Source organism: Vibrio sp. 10N.239.312.D08 (assembly GCF_041466145.1).
Lineage (GTDB): Bacteria > Pseudomonadota > Gammaproteobacteria > Enterobacterales > Vibrionaceae > Vibrio > Vibrio crassostreae_C.
Genome location: NZ_JBFSSD010000048.1, coordinates 1 through 18,769 on the forward strand (window position 1 = coordinate 1; position 18,769 = coordinate 18,769).

Below are 18,769 nucleotides of genomic sequence, written 5' to 3' on the forward strand. Positions count from 1 at the left end.
GAGCGCAACCTTGCCAAGGTTGAGGTCATCGGTTCGAACCCGATGTATCGCTCCAGCTTTCTTCTAAAAAAGCTATTAAGACTCTTTAAACCACCGTGTTTTTCTTTAGATCACAGAGTTTAAAGGCGACCACAAAGGTCACGCTCTTTCTTTAATGCTGCGAAGCATAATCCCCCAAAAAAGCAAATAATCCTCCATCATGGTGGATATTTTTTTGTCTTAAATTTTTCTTAGCAACTGAAATGCTAGTAAATATCAGGTCTCTGAAGCAGACACTTGAGGTTTTTCACATCTATAAACAGACTTATCCACAAAATGTTAGGTGTGGATAACTTGGTTGATAAAGTTGTTTCAGGCTTAATTCTTTACCTATCCCTAAAAGATCTTTCTTGTTTTCAATATATTAGATGAATTGCAGCGTTCGTAACTTGTTGTTTTTTATCAAGTTGGATGCCTATCTTGGATTTAATAAAAGATCGTTAACTTGTTGTTTTTTGATCTTAATCATTTATCGGTACTGTGTTTAACTTTGCTCGGGTGTCGGAAGTTTACGAGAGTTCTGAATTTTTTCCACATTGTTAGAATTGAGAACAAGGTCAAACATTGTTCTAAAATTATGTGCAACGAGTTGTCTTAAATATTGGACTATCGATGTGGGTGTCGCTGTCAATCGTTGATACCAAAAGGGCTAGGCGTCTCTTGGTAGTCCTTTCTCAACGATGCGTATCAGCCGGTGCTTTTTGGTGGAGATTTTGCTGTTACTTTTTTGCACACAGCTATTTTTCTGCGTAGAGCTATCTTCTTGCACACTGCTAGCGTTGGGTAACTGCTGTAGTTGTTTATTCAAAGCCCACTCAATATGCACATCAAGCATTTCGTTTTTGCCTTGATGAGACTCCAGGGTTTCAATAATGCGTTGTTGAAATGGTGCATTGCCCATCGCAACAAAGATATTGCGTAACCACTGGGTGTGGCCGATACGTCTGATTGCTGAGCCTTCCATTTTCTTTAGGAAGGTTGCTTCGTCCCAACTTGAAAGTGAAACCAGATCGGCTTCTTGGAAATCTTCTCTGCGGTGAAAGTCTGTTTGCTCTGTGAGTTCGACATGACGATTCCACGGGCAAACTAACTGACAATCATCGCAACCGTAGATACGGTTACCAATGGCATCTCTATACTCTTCAGGGATCACACCATCATATTCAATGGTTAAGTACGAAATACATTTGCGCGCATCAACCACGCCATCAGCAATAATGGCACCCGTTGGGCAAGAAGTGATACATGCGGTGCATTTGCCGCACTCATCAACACTGGGTTCATCCGTGGGAAGAGGGATGTTAACTAACAGCTCCCCTAGAAAGAACCAAGAGCCAGCGTCTTTATCAAGAATTAATGAGTGTTTACCTGTCCAGCCCAACCCTGCTTTTTGAGCGAGTGGTCTTTCCAAAATGGGCGCTGAATCGACGAAAGGGCGTGAGTCTAAACCCTCGACCTCTTTTTCAATTCTTTGTCCTAGCTTTTTCAACTGGTTACGGAACAATTTGTGATAGTCGCGGCCTAAAGAATAGCGGCTGATGTAGCCTTGAGTGGTATCGCTTAGGTTAGAGGCGAACTGAGCTTCTGGTGGTAGGTAGTTCATTCGAGCGCTGATCACTCGAATTGTGCCTGGGTGAAGTTCATCAGGACGTGCACGCATCATCCCATGTCGAGCCATCCAATCCATTTCGCCGTGGTTGCCAGCATCTAGCCATGCTTGAAGAGGGGCTTCGTGTTCACTTAAATCAACATCGCAGATGCCAACTTTTTGAAAGCCCAGCTCTTTTCCCCAGATTTTAATTTTTTCAGCAAGATGGTCTAGATTCATGGCTTATTTCTTATTTTCTCTGTTTTACAATTAGAGATAAGGCTAATTAAAATTAGGTTCGGCAAAAATGGGGGCGGATCTTAACGGATCTTAGTGGTGTTGACCAGAACAGACGCGTTTTGAGCAGTATTTTTCATAGAACTTACACTTGAGTGCTTGTCTCCCAAAAGCATCACGGTTTACTATTCTTGTTCTTTTGATTTTTATATAGTCAACGATCGATTTTTAGAGAACGTATTCATGAGCACGAAACAATTTACTTTGAAAGATGAACAAGCAACGATTCAATTAGGAACGGAGCTTTCTAATCTTTGCTCACAGCAGACGACTATTTATCTGCATGGTGATCTTGGCGCAGGTAAAACGACTTTCAGTCGTGGCTTTGTAAAAGCACTTGGCCATCAAGGAAATGTAAAAAGCCCTACGTATACTCTAGTTGAACCTTATCAACTTGCCGACTGGCAGGTATATCACTTCGATCTTTATCGCTTAGCCGATCCTGAAGAATTAGAGTTCATGGGGATTCGTGATTACTTCACGCCAGATGCTATCTGTTTGGTTGAATGGCCTGAGAAAGGCTATGGGATGCTACCAGAAGCGGATTTGGATATTGATATTCGTTACCAAGACGATCACCGTATTGTTTCTTTAACCGCTAATAGTGAATACGGACAGCGCTTACTTAGTCAGTTGGAGTTATGTTGATTTCTAAACGCCTTTTTTCAACAGCGGCCATGATGGCTGCTGTTTTCTCTTTACTGTTTTCTTCGCTTGTTTCAGCAAACTCACTGAAAAGTTTGAGGGTTTGGCCTTCTCCAGAAGAAACTCGTGTGGTTATTGATTTAAAGTCAGAAGCGGACTTTAGCTATTTCACCCTGAGTAGCCCGAGTCGCTTAGTGGTTGATTTAAAAAATACCAGTCTTGCGACTAAGTTACCGGTCGAGGTGAAAGACAGCCCTGTTCTATCTAAGATTCGTAAGAGCTCACCGCCAGACAAAAGCACGTATCGCCTGGTTTTTGAGTTAAAGAAGTCGTCTAAAGCAGAGTTGTTTAAACTGAGCCCGACTCCGGGTGGTCAGTATGGACACCGCTTGGTGATCGATTTACCTCATGGTGCGGCAAGTAAAGCGACATCGACACCGAGTAAGCCAACGGTAAGTAAGAACATTAATCAGGTTAAGCGCCAGAAAGATATTCTAATTGTGATTGATCCTGGCCACGGTGGTGAAGACCCAGGTTCGATTGGTCCTACGCGTAAATACGAAAAAGACGCGACTCTGAGTATTTCTAAGAAGTTAGCAGCTCAACTGAATGCGGTCCCGGGGATCAAAACTCGTATGACTCGTAATGCTGATTACTTTGTGAACCTGAATCGACGTGTTGCGATTGCTCGAGAGAATGAAGCTCACCTGTTGATCTCTATTCACGCCGACGCCTTTACGACGCCTCAACCAAGAGGTGGTTCAGTGTTTGTATTGAACACTCGACGCGCAAATACAGAGATCTCTCGTTGGATTGAGAATAAAGAGAAACAGTCTGAATTGCTTGGTGGTAGCGGTGCAGCGTTCACAAGCAATATTGATGATAAGAACGTAAACCAAACCCTGCTTGATTTGCAGTTTAGCCACTCTCAAAAAGAGGGCTACAAACTGGCAACGGCAATTCTGTCTGAAATGGGTAAGGTTGCGAAACTGCACAATAGCAAGCCGATTAACACCAGCTTAGCAGTATTACGTTCACCACAGATCCCATCAGTACTGGTAGAGACAGGTTTTATTTCGAATCCGACGGAAGAGAAGCTTCTTTTCCAACGTTCGCACCAAGATAAATTGGCACGAGCAGTGACTAAAGCGGTGGTTAAGTATTTGAAGGCTAACCCGCCTGAAGGGATTATCTTGTCTAACGCAACGTCATCAACGGGCAGCGTGAGCCAACATAAAGTCTCTCGTGGTGAGTCTTTGTCTGTGATTGCGAGCAAGTATGGTACGTCGACACAGACGTTGATGAAGTTCAACAATCTGAAATCGAGCAGCCTAGCAATTGGCCAAGTACTTAAGATTCCAGGCAGTGCTTCAACTTCATCATCAAGCAGTGCGGTTAAAACGAAGACCATCACTCACACGGTTAAGTCTGGAGAGTACCTAGGTAAGATCGCCAGCCGCTATAAAGTGTCGGTGGCTGATATTAAACGTGAGAACCGTTTGAAATCAGAGACGGTGAGAGTAGGCCAAAAGTTACGTATTACGGTTGAAGTTAAAGATGTTCCTCTGCGCAAACACAAAGTTGCAAGAGGTGATTACCTTGGCAAGATAGCTTCGAAATACGGCGTGAGCGTCAACAGCATTCGCCAAGCGAATAAGTTAAAATCTGACAGCCTGGCTATCGGCCAAGTGTTGATTATTCCTCACAAGTAGTCTTGGGAATGCTAAACAGCTTCAGGTATATCAATGATAAAAAATAAGAACTAGTGCAAACGTAGCAGCGTTTCCATCAATGGCAGTAAGGTAGCTATAAATATGACGATCAAAATACTGCCAGCTCGGTTAGCTAACCAAATCGCAGCGGGTGAGGTGGTAGAAAGACCCGCTTCTGTTGTAAAAGAGTTGGTTGAGAACAGTTTGGATTCTGGTGCGACACGTATCGATATTGATATCGAGAAAGGTGGCGCCAAGATGATCCGCGTTCGTGACAATGGTAAAGGCATCGTAAAAGATGAGCTTGCCTTGGCACTGAGTCGTCATGCTACCTCCAAAATCCACACTCTTGATGACCTAGAGGCGATCGTCAGCCTCGGTTTCCGTGGTGAAGCGCTGGCGAGTATTAGCTCGGTTGCGCGCTTGACCATGACTTCACGCCCTGCCACTCAAGATCAAGCTTGGGCAGCACACAGTGAAGGTCGTGATATGCAGGTAAAACTGCAGCCAGCAGCACACCCAATTGGTACTTCGGTTGAGGTGTTGGATCTGTTCTTCAATACGCCAGCACGCCGCAAATTCTTACGCACCGAGAAAACTGAATTCACCCATATTGATGAGTTGCTTAAACGCATCGCATTGAGTCGTTTTGATGTGACGATCAACCTTCGTCATAACGGCAAGATGATTCGTCAGTACCGCGCTGCAAAAACACAAGTTCAAGCAGAAAAGCGCATCGCTGCGGTATGTGGCAATCCTTTTGTTTGTCATATGCTTAAGATCGAACTTGAGCATCAAGGCCTAAAACTTCATGGCTGGATCACCACGCCAGAAGGAGCAAGACAACAAAGCGACCTGCAATACTGCTATGTGAATGGTCGTATGATGCGTGACAAGCTGATCAATCATGCGATTCGTCAAAGCTACGAAACCAGCCTGCGTCCAGACCAATTCGCGACGTATGTGTTGTTCATTGAACTCGACCCACATCAGGTGGACGTGAATGTCCACCCTGCAAAACATGAAGTGCGTTTTCATCAAGCGCGCCTTGTGCATGACTTTATTTACCAAGCATTGAGTGATGGTTTAGCACAGAGCAAGCAGATCGATGCTGCACCAATCAATCAGTCGGCTTTTCATCAGTCAGAAGTGATTCATCATCAGCAAGATAGTACGAGCTCTGCAGTTGATGGTGTTGCAAGTTTCGCTGAGCCAGAAAGCGTAATGCCTAGCAGTTCGGATCAAACCCAAGTTTCGGATAGGGTGCGACACGCTATTGAGCAAACGCCTGCCTACCCGAGAAAAGCAGAATCAGAGCACGCTTTTGATAAGCCTCAACACAGCGTTAATGATGGTGGGCGACACTATGTTTCATCAATTAGCCCAAGCTCATCAACCAGTCCAAGTTCATTAGCTGGCCGAAGCTCGGCTACTAGTGACAGCAGTTTTACCGGTTCCTCTCGCCAAGAGTGGATAGAGTCTCGACCTGTTCCGAGAAAAGAGAAAGAGCCACACCAACATCATGGTGAACCCGCGCCATCTAAGCGAGAAGTGAAAGCCTATAAAGAGCTTCTGAAAACGCCAGATTTTGATGAGCAAGTTGTACAGCCTTCACTTTCTCAAGAGCATGTGGCACCAGTAGAAACCAGAGACAACTTAGAAAATAAAGAAAATAAAGAAGCTAAGCCTGCTCAACAGAATCCTGTTCATTTAAAGCCAAGAGCACCTGTAACGGACTTGGGCAAAGCGGTCTCGATTGTGGAACGTCAGTATCTGGTAATGGGCAATAAGAACGGCAGTGTGCTGGTTTCCTTGGCTAAGGCTGAGTTATTGCGTGTTGTTGGTCAGCTTGATACTCGAGGTGGTGCGTTAAAAAGCCAACCGTTATTGGTGCCTTTATCGATTAAGCTGGGTAGTGAACTTGTCGAAGTTGCTAAGGCGCTGAGTCAAACTCTGGCATTACTGGGGATTGAGCTTAAGGCGCGAAACAGCGAGGCGGTAATGGTGATGGGCGTGCCTTCTCCTTTAAGGCAGCAAAACTTACAAATTTTGATCCCAGATCTGTTATCTTACGCGGCTTCAATAAATGCCCAGGGTGCAGTGAAGCAACCTAATGACATGTTGTCAGCTTTGGTTAACTGGATCGGGATTCAAACCGCACAAGTAAAAAGCGACTACACTTTATCTGAAGCGGTTCAACTAGTTGGGGAACTAGAACAACTTTGGCATGGTCTACTTCCATTAGATGATCCAGAGTTTGTTAATCCTATCGACTTTTCAGCGACTATAGCCGCGTTTACGGTTTAATTTTTTCGCGACGACCTTTGTCTTTTTAGCTGAATACGTCGCGACACAAAGCCCTTTGCTAAAAAGCGCTAAAACAGAGAAGCAAATACAAAATATCATGACTGAAAAATTACCTTTAGCGTTGTTTTTAATGGGCCCAACGGCGTCAGGAAAAACAGATTTAGCTATCCGCTTACGTCAGAAATACCCTGTAGAGATCATCAGTGTCGATTCGGCATTGATCTACAAAGACATGGATATTGGTACCGCTAAACCGGATGCGGAAGAGCTTGCGCTCGCGCCTCATCGCTTGATTGATATTTTGGATCCAAGCGAAGCGTATTCTGCGGCAGATTTTCGTCGTGATGCGATCAATGAAATGAATAAGATTGTAGCGGAAGGCAAAATCCCGTTACTTGTTGGTGGCACAATGCTGTACTACAAAGCATTGTTGGAAGGTTTATCGCCATTACCAGCCGCGGATCAAGAGATTCGTAAGCAGATTGAAGCGGAGTCTATTGAACAGGGTTGGCAGGCATTGCACGATCAATTAAGAGAGATAGATCCCGTATCCGCTGAAAGAATACACCCAAATGATCCACAAAGGCTTTCAAGGGCATTGGAAGTTTACCGAATTTCGGGTAAAACATTAACAGAGCTAACTCAAACGAAAGGCGATAGCCTGCCATTTCGTGTAAAACAATTTGCAATAGCTCCCAAGGAAAGGAAAGAGCTCCATCGCCGCATTGAACTTCGCTTTGAGAAGATGATAGAGGCGGGGTTTGAAGATGAGATGAAGGCGTTATATGCCAGAGACGATCTTCACCCTGAACTGCCATCGATCCGATGCGTTGGTTATAGGCAGATGTGGGATTATTTAGATGGGAATTGCGATTTAGACGAAGCGGTTTTCCGTGGTGTCTGCGCAACCCGTCAATTGGCCAAGCGACAAATCACCTGGTTACGCAGTTGGGATGATTTAACTTGGTTAGATAGCGAAAACATTGATCAAGCGTTAGAAACTCTTTCAGATGCAATAGCATCTGATTAGTATTGCTGTGTATAATGTGATCGCTTTTGCGTGAATATACTCTGGAAAGGATCCGTTATTGAGGCTTTTAAAAATCACAGCCTTTCAATAACAACGGAGTTTTTTTATTCATTTAGCTCAGATGCAAAGGCCGCACCTTTTTGTGCACCACTAGCTAAATAATTACAACAAAATACAAATAAGGAAAATAAAATGGCTAAGGGGCAATCGCTACAAGACCCATTCCTAAATGCACTCCGTCGTGAGCGCATTCCAGTCTCTATCTATCTTGTTAACGGCATTAAGCTGCAAGGTCAGATCGAGTCTTTCGATCAATTCGTGATCTTATTGAAGAACACAGTAAACCAAATGGTTTACAAGCATGCGATTTCTACTGTGGTACCTGCTCGCGCAGTTAGTCACCACAGCGGCGAGCAACGCACGCCATCTGATCGTCCAGAGAAGACTGAAGATTAATCGTTCAATTTGTACAGCTTGCGCTGTAATAAGGAGTTGGTTGCTTGTTTGACCGTTATGAATCCGGCGAGCGAGCCGTACTTGTTCATATCAACTTCACGCAAGAGGGAGAATGGGAAGATCTAAGCGAATGTGAAATGCTGGTCTCCTCAGCGGGGGTAGAAACGCTACAAGTGATTACTGGTAGCCGACAATCCCCACTCCCTAAATACTACGTTGGAGAAGGTAAAGCCCTAGAAATCGCACAAGCTGTTCAGCTAACCGGTGCTGAAATTGTGATTTTTAACCACTCCCTCTCTCCTGCCCAAGAGCGCAACCTCGAGCAATTGTGTAAATGTCGTGTGATTGATCGCACGGGTTTGATCTTAGATATCTTTGCACAACGTGCGCGAACTCATGAAGGTAAGCTACAAGTTGAGCTCGCTCAGCTTCGTCATATCTCTACTCGACTGATTCGTGGTTGGACTCACCTTGAAAGGCAGAAAGGTGGTATTGGTCTTCGTGGTCCAGGTGAAACTCAACTGGAAACCGATCGACGTTTGTTGCGTGACCGTATAAAGGCAATACTACGTCGTTTAGCGAAAGTCGCTAAGCAGCGTGAACAAGGACGACGTGCTCGTAATCGAGCTGAAATCCCAACAATTTCTTTGGTTGGTTATACCAACGCAGGGAAATCAACACTTTTCAATCGCATCACAAGTGCTGGTGTTTATGCGGCAGACCAACTGTTTGCAACCCTAGACCCAACACTACGTAAGATTGATTTGGCAGATGTCGGGCCTGCAATTCTCGCAGATACCGTAGGTTTTATCCGTCATCTACCACACGACTTGGTCGCTGCGTTCAAGGCAACATTACAAGAGACGCAGGAAGCTGACATTTTGTTACATGTTGTTGATGCCAGTGATGACCGTTTTCGTGAGAACATTCAGGCTGTTCATGAAGTATTAGAAGAAATCGATGCTCATGAAGTGCCAACCCTTGTAGTCATGAACAAAATTGACTGCATGGAAGACCAAAAACCTCGAATTGAAAGAGATGAAGAGGGCGCACCTCGCGCTGTTTGGGTTTCTGCAATGGAAGGAGAAGGTATTGAGCTACTGTTTGAAGCTTTAACTGAGCGTTTAGCTAGCCAGATGGTTCAATTCCGGTTATGTATTCCACATCAACATCAGGGTCGCATTCGCAGCTTATTCTTCGAGATGAAATGTATTCAACAGGAAGAGTATGATGAAAATGGTAACTTGTTGATAGATATCCGAATGCAACAAATAGATTGGTCTAAACTTGAAAAAAGAGAAGGGGCGCTCTTAGGTGACTTTATCGTTACCAAAGAGACTGCTACAGTATAACGTCATATCAAATGATGGAGCTTTCTAATGGCGTGGAATGAGCCTGGAAATAACAACAACGGCGATAATAACGGCCGCGATAATGACCCTTGGGGTAATAAAAATAATCGCGGCGGCCGAGATCAAGGACCGCCAGATCTAGACGAAGTGTTTAATAAACTAAGTCAAAAGTTAGGTGGCAAGTTTGGTAAAAAAGGTAGCAACGGCAACGGACCATCTATTGGTGGTGGCGGTGCAATTGGCTTTGGTGTCATTGCCGTTATTGCTATTGCTATCTGGTTCTTCGCTGGTTTCTACACCGTTGGCGAAGCAGAAAGAGCAGTAGTACTTCGACTGGGTCAGTTCGACCGTATCGAAGAACCTGGTCTTAACTGGCACCCACGCTTCATCGATGAAATCAGTGATGAGCAACTAGTAAACGTTCAAGCGATTCGTTCTCTACGTGCTGCTGGCACGATGCTAACGAAAGATGAAAACGTTGTGACCGTTGAAATGGGTGTTCAATACCGTGTTTCTGACCCATACAAGTACTTGTATCGTGTAACGAATGCAGACGACAGTTTACGTCAAGCAACCGATTCCGCGCTTCGTGCGGTAATTGGTGACTCACTAATGGATAGTATCCTGACAAGTGGTCGTCAGCAGATTCGTCAAAGCACTCAAGAAACGTTGAACCGTATTATTGATAGCTACGACATGGGTATTCTGATTGTTGACGTGAACTTCCAGTCAGCACGTCCACCTGAGCAAGTGAAAGATGCATTTGATGATGCTATCGCGGCTCGTGAGGATGAAGAGCGTTTTGAACGTGAAGCTGAAGCTTACCGAAATGACATTCTTCCAAAAGCAACAGGTCGTGCTGAGCGTTTGAAGAAAGAAGCGGTGGGTTACTCAGAGCGCACAGTTAATGGTGCTCTAGGTCAAGTTGCTCAATTCGAGAAACTGCTACCTGAATACCAAGCTGCTCCTGAAGTAACACGTAACCGTATGTACCTAGATACAATGGAAAAAGTGTACTCAAGCACATCGAAAGTCCTGATTGATTCTGAATCAAGCGGTAACTTGCTATACCTACCAATTGATAAGCTAGGCGCACAAGGTGGTTCTCAGTCGGGCTCTCGCCCTGCAAAAGCATCATCAACTTACGATCAAATTGAGTTAGAAACTCAAGCGGATCCAAAGCCTAGCACTCAAACTCGTTCAGACAGTTCACGCCAAGGGAGATACTAATAATGCGTAAATTAATGATCCCTGTATTAGTTGTGACGATTGCCCTTCTATTGATGTCAGTGTTTGTGATTCAAGAAGGTGAGCGTGGCATGGTAATTCGTTTTGGTCGAGTTCTCGATGACAACGGCGTATCACGAATCTATGAACCAGGTCTGCACTTTAAACTACCGATGTTTGATCGCGTAAAAGTACTTGATGCTCGTATTCAAACGATGGATGGCCGTTCTGACCGTTTCGTAACATCAGAGAAAAAAGACGTTCTAATTGATACTTACGCAAAATGGCGTATTGCTGATTTTGGACGTTTCTATCTGAGTACCGGTGGCGGTAATATCATGACGGCAGAAGCACTTCTTGAGCGTAAAGTGACAGATGTTCTTCGTTCTGAAATTGGTTCTCGTGAAATTAAGCAGATCGTGTCAGGCCCTCGTAACAAGGACATCCTGCCAGACTCTGCTGATAGCGAAGTCGTCACAACGGTAGCGGCTGCAGAAGCACTAGAAGTTGATGGCGAACGCGATAAGATCATGGAAAACGTTTTGTCTGGAACGGCAGAAAGTGCGATGGCTGATTTAGGTGTTGAAGTTGTTGATTTTCGTATGAAGAAGATTAACCTTCCTGACGAAATCAGTGAATCTATCTACCGCCGTATGCGTGCAGAACGTGAATCGGTTGCTCGTAGACACCGTTCTCAAGGTCGTGAGAAAGCGGAAGTTATCCGTGCTCAAGCTGAGCTAGAAGTGGCAACAGTTCTTGCTGAAGCTGATCGTACAGCTCGAATCACTCGTGGTGATGCGGATGCAGAAGCAGCGAAGATCTACTCTGATGCGTTCAGCAAAGATCCTGAGTTCTACGGCTTCATGCGTTCATTGCAAGCTTATGAGACATCATTTAGCGATAAGAGCGACATTCTAGTACTGGATCCGAAGACTGACTTCTTCCAATACATGAATCAAGCAAGCGGCGCTCCAGCAAAATAAGCTGATGCGTTAGCGAATGCTTAGCTCAATAAGCAAAATACGTTAAAACTCAAAAGGCTCCTATTATGGGAGCCTTTTTGTTTTCTATGACCTATTTCAGGACGAGACATGTTTGCGGATTCGCTATTGGGGCGCGAGGGAAGGCGCTTAACAGAGTGGTACTTATAAACAGATTAGTACTTATAGAAACTAACGGTAGGTCATGAAAGCGATAACGGCGCCAGCGACCACAAGACAGCCTCCAATGCGGCGCAGTTGCGTGTCTGGTTGCTCGCTCAGTTGCGCGACCATGTTTCTCCAGCCATTGGGTGCAATCAAGGGGCCGAGCCCTTCCACAATAAGTACGAGCCCAATAGCGAGCCAAATTGATTGAGACATGGTTCTGCCTTTTGTCTGTAAAAAAGCAATGATATCAGTATCTTTACACATCTGCCCCCAGTTATGGCTGGTTTATTTTTGTACAGCGTTAACGTTTATGAACAAAAAGTGACTGCAAGAAGTGTGATTCAGTGCTAGAATCCATTTTTAATTAGCAACAGAAATTGGAAAGATGGGAAATAACGTAGTCGTTCTAGGCACCCAATGGGGTGATGAAGGTAAAGGTAAAATCGTTGACCTTTTAACTGAAGATGCAAAATACGTGGTTCGCTACCAAGGCGGTCACAATGCAGGTCACACACTTGTAATTGACGGTGAAAAAACCGTTCTTCACTTAATTCCATCAGGTATCCTACGCAATAACGTTAAATGTGTTATTGGTAACGGTGTAGTATTATCGCCTGACGCACTTCTAAAAGAAATGAAGCCTCTTGAAGATCGCGGTATTCCAGTACGTGAGCGTCTTTTCATCTCTGAAGCTTGTCCTCTAATTCTTCCGTACCACATTGCTATCGACAACGCGCGTGAAATCGCTCGTGGCGCTAAAGCTATCGGTACAACGGGTCGTGGTATCGGTCCTGCTTACGAAGATAAAGTTGCTCGTCGCGGTCTACGCGTTGGCGACCTTTTCGATAAAGAAGCATTCGCTGAGAAGCTAAAAGAAGTTATGGAATTCCACAACTTCCAACTAGAGCACTTCTACAAAGCTGAAACAGTAAGCTACGAAGAAGTTCTTGAGCAAGCGATGAGCTACGCAGACATGTTAACTGCGATGGTTATCGACGTAACTGACGAACTAGACGCAGCACGTAAGCGCGGCGACAAGATCATGTTCGAAGGTGCTCAAGGTACGCTACTAGATATCGACCACGGTACTTACCCATACGTAACGTCTTCTAACACGACTGCTGGTGGTGTTGCTGCAGGTTCTGGTTTCGGTCCTCGTCATATCGGTTACATCCTTGGTATCACTAAGGCTTACTGTACTCGTGTTGGTTCAGGTCCATTCCCAACTGAGCTATACGATGGCCTTGAGAAGCAAGACCCAGTTGGTAAACACCTAGGCGATGTTGGTCACGAGTTTGGCGCAACAACGGGTCGTCTACGTCGTACTGGTTGGTTCGATGCTGTTGCTATGCGTCGTGCAATCCAAATCAACTCTCTATCTGGTATGTGTCTAACTAAACTAGACGTTCTAGATGGCCTAGAAGAACTAAAAATCTGTACTGGTTACAAGATGAAAGATGGTTCTATCCTAGAAGTTTCTCCAATGGCTGCTGAGTCATTCGAAGAAGCGACGCCAATCTACGAAACAATGCCTGGTTGGTCTGAAAACACATTTGGTGCTAAATCTATCGACGCGCTTCCACAAGCTGCTCTAGATTACATCAAGCGTATCGAAGACCTAACTGGCGTTCCAATTGATATCGTATCAACTGGCCCAGATCGTAACGAAACTATCATCAAGGTTCACCCATACGGCGCATAATGCCTGCTGAGTGATTACCAGGCACGAACAGTGCTTTGATAATAAAATAGTTTTCTAAAAGCCGACTTTATTAAGTCGGCTTTTTAATACCTGCAATTTAGCCGTTCACTCTTTGATGGTGATCTTTTAAGCGTCATCAGGCAAAATATTGCCCATTAGCGGCAAGTTTTGTCTAAAGCCGTCGGGGTTATTGCCGATACAGATATCATGGAAAGTGAAGTTCACCCTGTTTTGTGCGTGTAGAAATCCTCTGCATTCCTCAATAGATAACTTTAGCGACAGATAATAGAGTGCAGGTATGAAGCTACGAATTGTGGCAGCTTCATTAATAATGGCGCTGAGTTCACCCTTGAGTCATGCTAATTTGGCTGATGTGGGAGAGCCCGTTCCAATATATACAGAAGCTGAACTGATTAATTTAATCGAAAATAATCAACATCTAGAGCGAGTGAAAGCTGATAAGTGCCAGTTAGTTGAAGATATCGTTGCTCGCGCAACGCGTATTAGCTTGCCTTCTTATGAGTTTTTATACGGTGATATGTTGGCTTGGGGTGTGTGTGTTCCACAAGATGTAGAGCTTGGCCTTTACTATATGGAGAACGCGGCACATCAAGGTTTACCCGCTGCATTAGAGCAGTTAGGTCGTTATTACTCTCGTGGTACTTTGGTACAACAAGACAAAGAGCGTGCGATTCCGTATCTACGTGAAGCAGCCTCGATGGGTAACTTAAGTGCGAGCATTCACTTAGCGGAACTCTTGTTACGTGACTACGGTAGCCCATTGGATTATGAAGATGCTTACCGTTGGTTGTATAATTCGGTAACCGCAGACCAAAGACAACACAGACGTATCACTGTGCTTCGTAGCGGTCTGGAACAGAGAATGCCAGACAATATTATTGCTCGAGCAAAGCGTCGAGACTTGTTCTGGTAAGACAGATTATTGAATGAGCAATGATGATTAATGACTGCACTCGTTAATCATCTAAAAAACTCGTATTAAAAAGGCCTCGCTGAGATTCATCAGCGAGGCCTTTTTTGATCTGAACGGAAAACCGTTTATCTAATTCGGTAGCGTTATTGAACCACCTCACCAGACTCAATCACCGTTTCACGAACAGCCTTGGTGAAATCGAGTGCTTCTTGACGAATCTTATCTTCGTCTACCGTTAGCATGTCGCGATCTTGCATGATGATCTTGCCATCAACGATGGAGTGACGAACATTGCCTGAGTTAGCTGAGTACACCAGTGCTGAGTATGGGTTGTAGACTGGAACCATGTTTGGCGCCTTAGTATCGATCACTATGATGTCAGCCAGTTTGCCTGCTTCAAGAGAGCCGATCTTATCTTCCATGTGCAGCGCTTTTGCTGCGCCCATGGTCGCCATGTCGATCACTTTGATCGGCGGCATCGCAGCACGATCTTTGTTAACTAGCTTGTGAACTTTAGCGACTTGGTTGAACTCATCAATGGTGCTCAGTGTGTTACCAGACATTGGGCCATCAGTACCTAAACCGATACGCACGTTCTCGTCATACATCTTAAGGGCAGGTGATACACCTTTTGCTGACTTGATGTTAGCACTCATGTTATGAGCTACACCCATATCCGATTTCTTCACCAGTTCGATATCATGTTCGTCAACGAGGATCATGTGTGCACCCACCAAGTTCTTGTTGAGTGCGCCAATGCTGTCCATGTATTGAACCGGGGACAATCCATCAGAACGCTCTGCGATTTTCTCTTCTTCACGGTGTGATTCTGCAAGGTGAATCATTACTGGAACATCTAACTCTAGGGAGAGCTTAGATATTTTCTGCAGGATCTCTGTGGTGTTGGTGTAAGGCGCATGCGGTGCAAACGCTGGTGTGATTCGCGGGTGATCTTTGTATTCTTCAATGAAGTTCAACGCGTACTTAATGCCTTCTTCGGCGTTGGCCGCATCGGCTACAGGGAACTTAATCACCGTTTCACCTAGGATGGCACGCATACCGATCTTATCGACGGTTTTTGCGACTTCATCTTCGAAGTAGTACATGTCGGCGTAAGTGGTCACACCGCCTTTCACCATTTCAACGTTACCTAGGTTGGCACCAATGCGTACCATGTCTCGCGATACTAGCTTCTTCTCTAGCGGAAAGATGTAACGGTGCAGGCGATCTGGCACATCATCGGCTAACGAACGGAAAACTGTCATTGATACATGAGTATGAGTATTGATGAGACCCGGCATAACGATATCGCCATCAACGTCTAACACTTGCTTAGCTTGGTACTGCTTTTCTAGTGAAGGATCTCCAACCGCAATGATTTTGTTGTCTTTGACGACAACAGTACCGCTTTCATAAACCGTTTTGTCTTGGTTCATGGTTAGAACCATCGCATCGGTAATCATCAGGTCAGCCTTTTCCATTGCCGAACTTGCGAATGGGAACAGCGCTAGGCTCGCCATAGCTGAAGCCAATAAAGTGCGTTTTAGTTTCATATCATACCCAGAACAGGAGTTGGTAAAGTGCGTGGATAATAGTGTATTTCATTCATGGCGCAAACGTTTGTTTTATCGTTTGCTTGAAATTTTGATGATAATCCACGTCTATGAAGCGATGTTTCACAAAGTGAAGATATGTATCAATCTGAGGTTATTTGAGTGTTTTCTAAAGCATATCTGTAGCTTACCCCTAGCATCAGATATACTAGGGGTATATACCTTCCTTGCTTAAGCAGGCCCGCCTATGTCAAAAAACACACCAACGTCAGAAAACACGACAGCGACAACCACTGTTGATCCTTTTGCCGACCGAGAGTCGAAAAATTACGATAACCCAGTACCAAGCCGAGAGTTCATTATTTCGTTTTTAACAGACGCGAATATTCCGATGAACCGCAACGATCTATTCGAAGCTTTGGGTCTTGCTGGAGAGGAACAATATGAAGGGCTGCGTCGTCGTTTACGTGCAATGGAGCGTGATGGACAGCTTATCTTTACTCGTCGTCAGTGCTACGCATTGCCTGAGAAGATGGAACTGATCAAAGGCTATGTGATTGGTCATAAAGACGGTCATGGTTGGGTTCGCCCAGACGGCAGTGTGGGTAAAGACAATGATATCGTGCTGCCGCATCATCAGATGAAAACCATCATGCACGGTGATTACGTATTGGTTCAGCCTACTGACAACAGTAAGCGTGGCCGTCGTGAAGGTCGCTTGGTTCGTGTGCTTGAAGAGCGTAAAACGCCACTTGTTGGTCGCTTCTTCCTAGAGTACGGCCATTCTTACGTTGTTGCTGATGATTCGCGTATTAGTCACGACATCCAGATCCCTACTGAGCATAAAGGCGGTGCTCGAATGGGTAATGTGGTTGTGATTGAAATTACGGATCGCGGTGGTCGTTCTCGTAACATGATGGGGAAAGTAACCGAAGTTCTTGGTGAAAACATGGCGCCGGGTATGGAAACGCAGATTGCGATCCGTACTCACCAGATCCCACAAGAGTGGCCTGAAGCGGTAGATAAGCAAATCGAAAACCTAGGTGAACATGTTCCTGAAGAAGCAAAAGAAGGACGTGTAGACCTGCGTAAACTGCCATTGGTTACCATTGATGGTGAAGATGCGCGTGACTTCGATGATGCGGTTTACTGTGAAGCGAAGAAAGGCGGCGGCTGGCGTCTATGGGTAGCGATTGCTGACGTAAGTTACTACGTTCGCCCAGATACAGCGCTAGACAAAGAAGCGATTAACCGTGGTAACTCGGTATACTTCCCGTCACAAGTCGTGCCAATGCTGCCAGAAGTGCTTTCAAATGGTTTGTGTTCATTGAACCCTCAGGTAGACCGTTTATGTATGGTGTGTGAGATGACTATCTCAGACAAAGGTAAACTGTCAGGCTACAAGCACTACGAAGCGGTAATGAATTCTCATGCTCGTCTTACTTATAACAAAGTAGGCGCGATCTTAGATGGCAATGAAGAATTACGTGAGCGTTACGAACCTGAAGTACCACATCTTGAAGAGCTTCATAAGATGTATAAGGTGCTTAAGAAAACGCGTGACGAACGTGGTGCGATTGAATTTGAAACGGTAGAAACTAAGTTTATCTTCAATGCGGATCGTAAGATCGACCGTATTGAACCGGTAATTCGTAACGATGCACACAAGATCATCGAAGAGTGTATGATTCTGGCGAACATCGCATCGGCATCTTACGTAGAGAAAGCGAAAGAGCCTGCTCTGTACCGTGTTCACGAAACTCCGGGCGAAGAGCGCTTAATGGGCTTCAAGAGCTTTTTAAGTGAATTAGGTTTAACACTGGAAGGTGGTCTGTCGCCATCACCAGTAGACTATGCACAACTGATGCAACAGATTAATGAACGTGAAGATCGTGAATTAATCCAAACTATGCTGCTACGCTCAATGAAGCAAGCGGTATACAACGCGGATAACGCGGGTCACTTTGGTTTAGCTCTTAAACGCTATGCTCACTTTACCTCGCCAATTCGTCGTTACCCAGATTTGCTATTGCACCGTGCGATTAAGTACCTTATTGCGAAAGAAGAAGGTCGTAACAGCGAACGTTGGACGCCAACTGGTGGTTACCACTACACTTTCGATGATATGGACTTCTACGGCGAGCAGTGTTCAATGACTGAACGTCGTGCTGATGACGCAACGCGTGAAGTAAACGACTGGTTGAAGTGTGAATACATGCAAGACCATGTCGGTGAGGTGATGGATGGTGTGATTGCCAACGTGACTGGTTTTGGCTTCTTTGTTCGTCTAACTGAACTGCACATTGATGGCTTGGTACACATCTCAGCGCTAGCGAATGATTACTACCAATTTGATGCTGTTGGTCAGCGTCTAGTGGGTGAAAGCTCAGGTAATATCTACCGCTTGGGTGATTCGGTTAAAGTGAAGGTTTCTGCGGTTAATTTAGAAACTCGCCAAATCGACTTTGACTTAGAAGACACTGATCGTCAGCCGCGTGGCAAAGGCAAAACAGCCAAGAAGCGTGCAGCAGAAGCGATGAAAAAGGCGAAAAGCAAGAAGCGCTCAGCAGTGAAGAGTAATAAGCCAGGTGTATCAGCGAAGCCTATGGTTGAGCCAACTAAGCGACCTGACGGAAGCAGCGAAGGCTCTGCTAAGAAGAAAAAGCCAGCGAATAAAACCGGTGCTGCTAAAGCTCGCGCTAAGAAAAAGCGTGCAGCAAGCCGTAAGCCAAAGGCTGATAACTCTTAAGACTGATAAATCTTAAGGCTAATAAGGCGC

The 18,769-nt window shown here is 45.0% G+C and carries 14 protein-coding genes; 11 read left to right on the top strand and 3 right to left on the bottom strand.

The genetic code is table 11. From position 1 onward, the window contains the following. Positions 1 to 688: 688 nt before the first annotated feature. Entirely contained in the window at positions 689 to 1,867 is a 1,179-nt protein-coding gene (gene queG, locus AB6D58_RS19890; protein WP_372158194.1) for a tRNA epoxyqueuosine(34) reductase QueG, read from the bottom strand. Between the two features lie 240 nt (positions 1,868 to 2,107). Between queG and tsaE the strand changes: the two genes are divergently transcribed. The 8 genes from tsaE (at position 2,108) to hflC (ending at position 11,636) form a co-directional block, all read left to right on the top strand. After that, a complete protein-coding gene (gene tsaE / locus AB6D58_RS19895) occupies positions 2,108 to 2,572 on the top strand; it encodes a tRNA (adenosine(37)-N6)-threonylcarbamoyltransferase complex ATPase subunit type 1 TsaE (RefSeq protein WP_004735870.1) in 465 nt (154 codons plus the stop codon). Then, a complete protein-coding gene (locus AB6D58_RS19900) occupies positions 2,566 to 4,281 on the top strand; it encodes an N-acetylmuramoyl-L-alanine amidase (RefSeq protein WP_372158196.1) in 1,716 nt (571 codons plus the stop codon). The genes tsaE and AB6D58_RS19900 overlap by 7 nt, the downstream gene beginning before the upstream one ends. Positions 4,282 to 4,383: 102 nt before the next feature. Further along, the gene (mutL, locus tag AB6D58_RS19905; protein ID WP_136987102.1) at positions 4,384 to 6,588 is read left to right on the top strand and encodes a DNA mismatch repair endonuclease MutL; all 2,205 of its coding nucleotides are present in this window, start codon (positions 4,384 to 4,386) and stop codon (positions 6,586 to 6,588) included. A 97-nt stretch (positions 6,589 to 6,685) separates the two neighbouring features. Further along, positions 6,686 to 7,618: a tRNA (adenosine(37)-N6)-dimethylallyltransferase MiaA gene (gene miaA, locus AB6D58_RS19910; RefSeq protein ID WP_136987103.1), complete on the top strand. Its 933-nt coding sequence runs from the start codon at positions 6,686 to 6,688 to the stop codon at positions 7,616 to 7,618. A gap of 192 nt (positions 7,619 to 7,810) precedes the next feature. Further along, entirely contained in the window at positions 7,811 to 8,074 is a 264-nt protein-coding gene (gene hfq, locus AB6D58_RS19915) for an RNA chaperone Hfq (protein ID WP_017059927.1), read from the top strand. A 44-nt stretch (positions 8,075 to 8,118) separates the two neighbouring features. Beyond that, complete coding sequence (gene hflX, locus AB6D58_RS19920; RefSeq protein ID WP_017059928.1) at positions 8,119 to 9,426, top strand: ribosome rescue GTPase HflX; 1,308 nt, start codon at positions 8,119 to 8,121, stop codon at positions 9,424 to 9,426. 27 nt (positions 9,427 to 9,453) lie between these two features. Further along, positions 9,454 to 10,656 (top strand): FtsH protease activity modulator HflK, encoded by a 1,203-nt coding sequence (gene hflK / locus AB6D58_RS19925; RefSeq protein WP_102398016.1) that lies wholly within the window; start codon positions 9,454 to 9,456, stop codon positions 10,654 to 10,656. Positions 10,657 to 10,658: 2 nt separating this feature from the next. Further along, a complete protein-coding gene (hflC, locus tag AB6D58_RS19930) occupies positions 10,659 to 11,636 on the top strand; it encodes a protease modulator HflC (protein ID WP_017059930.1) in 978 nt (325 codons plus the stop codon). A gap of 189 nt (positions 11,637 to 11,825) precedes the next feature. Here hflC and AB6D58_RS19935 read toward each other — a convergent pair whose 3' ends face one another. Next, a complete protein-coding gene (locus AB6D58_RS19935; RefSeq protein ID WP_010434105.1) occupies positions 11,826 to 12,014 on the bottom strand; it encodes a DUF2065 domain-containing protein in 189 nt (62 codons plus the stop codon). A gap of 172 nt (positions 12,015 to 12,186) precedes the next feature. Here AB6D58_RS19935 and AB6D58_RS19940 point away from each other — a divergent pair, with 172 nt between their 5' ends. Continuing rightward, complete coding sequence (locus AB6D58_RS19940; RefSeq protein ID WP_010434108.1) at positions 12,187 to 13,503, top strand: adenylosuccinate synthase; 1,317 nt, start codon at positions 12,187 to 12,189, stop codon at positions 13,501 to 13,503. Positions 13,504 to 13,801: 298 nt separating this feature from the next. Beyond that, positions 13,802 to 14,437, top strand: coding sequence for a flagellar protein MotX (motX, locus tag AB6D58_RS19945; RefSeq protein ID WP_102319808.1), 636 nt, complete (start codon positions 13,802 to 13,804; stop codon positions 14,435 to 14,437). A 143-nt stretch (positions 14,438 to 14,580) separates the two neighbouring features. Here motX and AB6D58_RS19950 read toward each other — a convergent pair whose 3' ends face one another. After that, the gene (locus AB6D58_RS19950) at positions 14,581 to 15,990 is read right to left on the bottom strand and encodes an amidohydrolase (protein WP_372136722.1); all 1,410 of its coding nucleotides are present in this window, start codon (positions 15,988 to 15,990) and stop codon (positions 14,581 to 14,583) included. Positions 15,991 to 16,237: 247 nt separating this feature from the next. On the opposite strand from AB6D58_RS19950, the gene rnr reads away from it, so the two are divergent. Further along, positions 16,238 to 18,739, top strand: coding sequence for a ribonuclease R (gene rnr / locus AB6D58_RS19955; protein ID WP_372116518.1), 2,502 nt, complete (start codon positions 16,238 to 16,240; stop codon positions 18,737 to 18,739). Positions 18,740 to 18,769 lie beyond the last annotated feature (30 nt).

Excerpts from the sequence above, each read along its gene's own strand:
- queG (WP_372158194.1), bottom strand. The coding sequence starts at position 1,867 with ATGAATCTAGACCATCTTGCTGAAAAAATTAAAATCTGGGGAAAAGAG.
- tsaE (WP_004735870.1), top strand. The coding sequence starts at position 2,108 with ATGAGCACGAAACAATTTACTTTGAAAGATGAACAAGCAACGATTCAA.
- AB6D58_RS19900 (WP_372158196.1), top strand. The coding sequence starts at position 2,566 with ATGTTGATTTCTAAACGCCTTTTTTCAACAGCGGCCATGATGGCTGCT.
- mutL (WP_136987102.1), top strand. The coding sequence starts at position 4,384 with ATGACGATCAAAATACTGCCAGCTCGGTTAGCTAACCAAATCGCAGCG.
- miaA (WP_136987103.1), top strand. The coding sequence starts at position 6,686 with ATGACTGAAAAATTACCTTTAGCGTTGTTTTTAATGGGCCCAACGGCG.
- hfq (WP_017059927.1), top strand. The coding sequence starts at position 7,811 with ATGGCTAAGGGGCAATCGCTACAAGACCCATTCCTAAATGCACTCCGT.
- hflK (WP_102398016.1), top strand. The coding sequence starts at position 9,454 with ATGGCGTGGAATGAGCCTGGAAATAACAACAACGGCGATAATAACGGC.
- hflC (WP_017059930.1), top strand. The coding sequence starts at position 10,659 with ATGCGTAAATTAATGATCCCTGTATTAGTTGTGACGATTGCCCTTCTA.
- AB6D58_RS19935 (WP_010434105.1), bottom strand. The coding sequence starts at position 12,014 with ATGTCTCAATCAATTTGGCTCGCTATTGGGCTCGTACTTATTGTGGAA.
- AB6D58_RS19940 (WP_010434108.1), top strand. The coding sequence starts at position 12,187 with ATGGGAAATAACGTAGTCGTTCTAGGCACCCAATGGGGTGATGAAGGT.
- motX (WP_102319808.1), top strand. The coding sequence starts at position 13,802 with ATGAAGCTACGAATTGTGGCAGCTTCATTAATAATGGCGCTGAGTTCA.
- AB6D58_RS19950 (WP_372136722.1), bottom strand. The coding sequence starts at position 15,990 with ATGAAACTAAAACGCACTTTATTGGCTTCAGCTATGGCGAGCCTAGCG.
- rnr (WP_372116518.1), top strand. The coding sequence starts at position 16,238 with ATGTCAAAAAACACACCAACGTCAGAAAACACGACAGCGACAACCACT.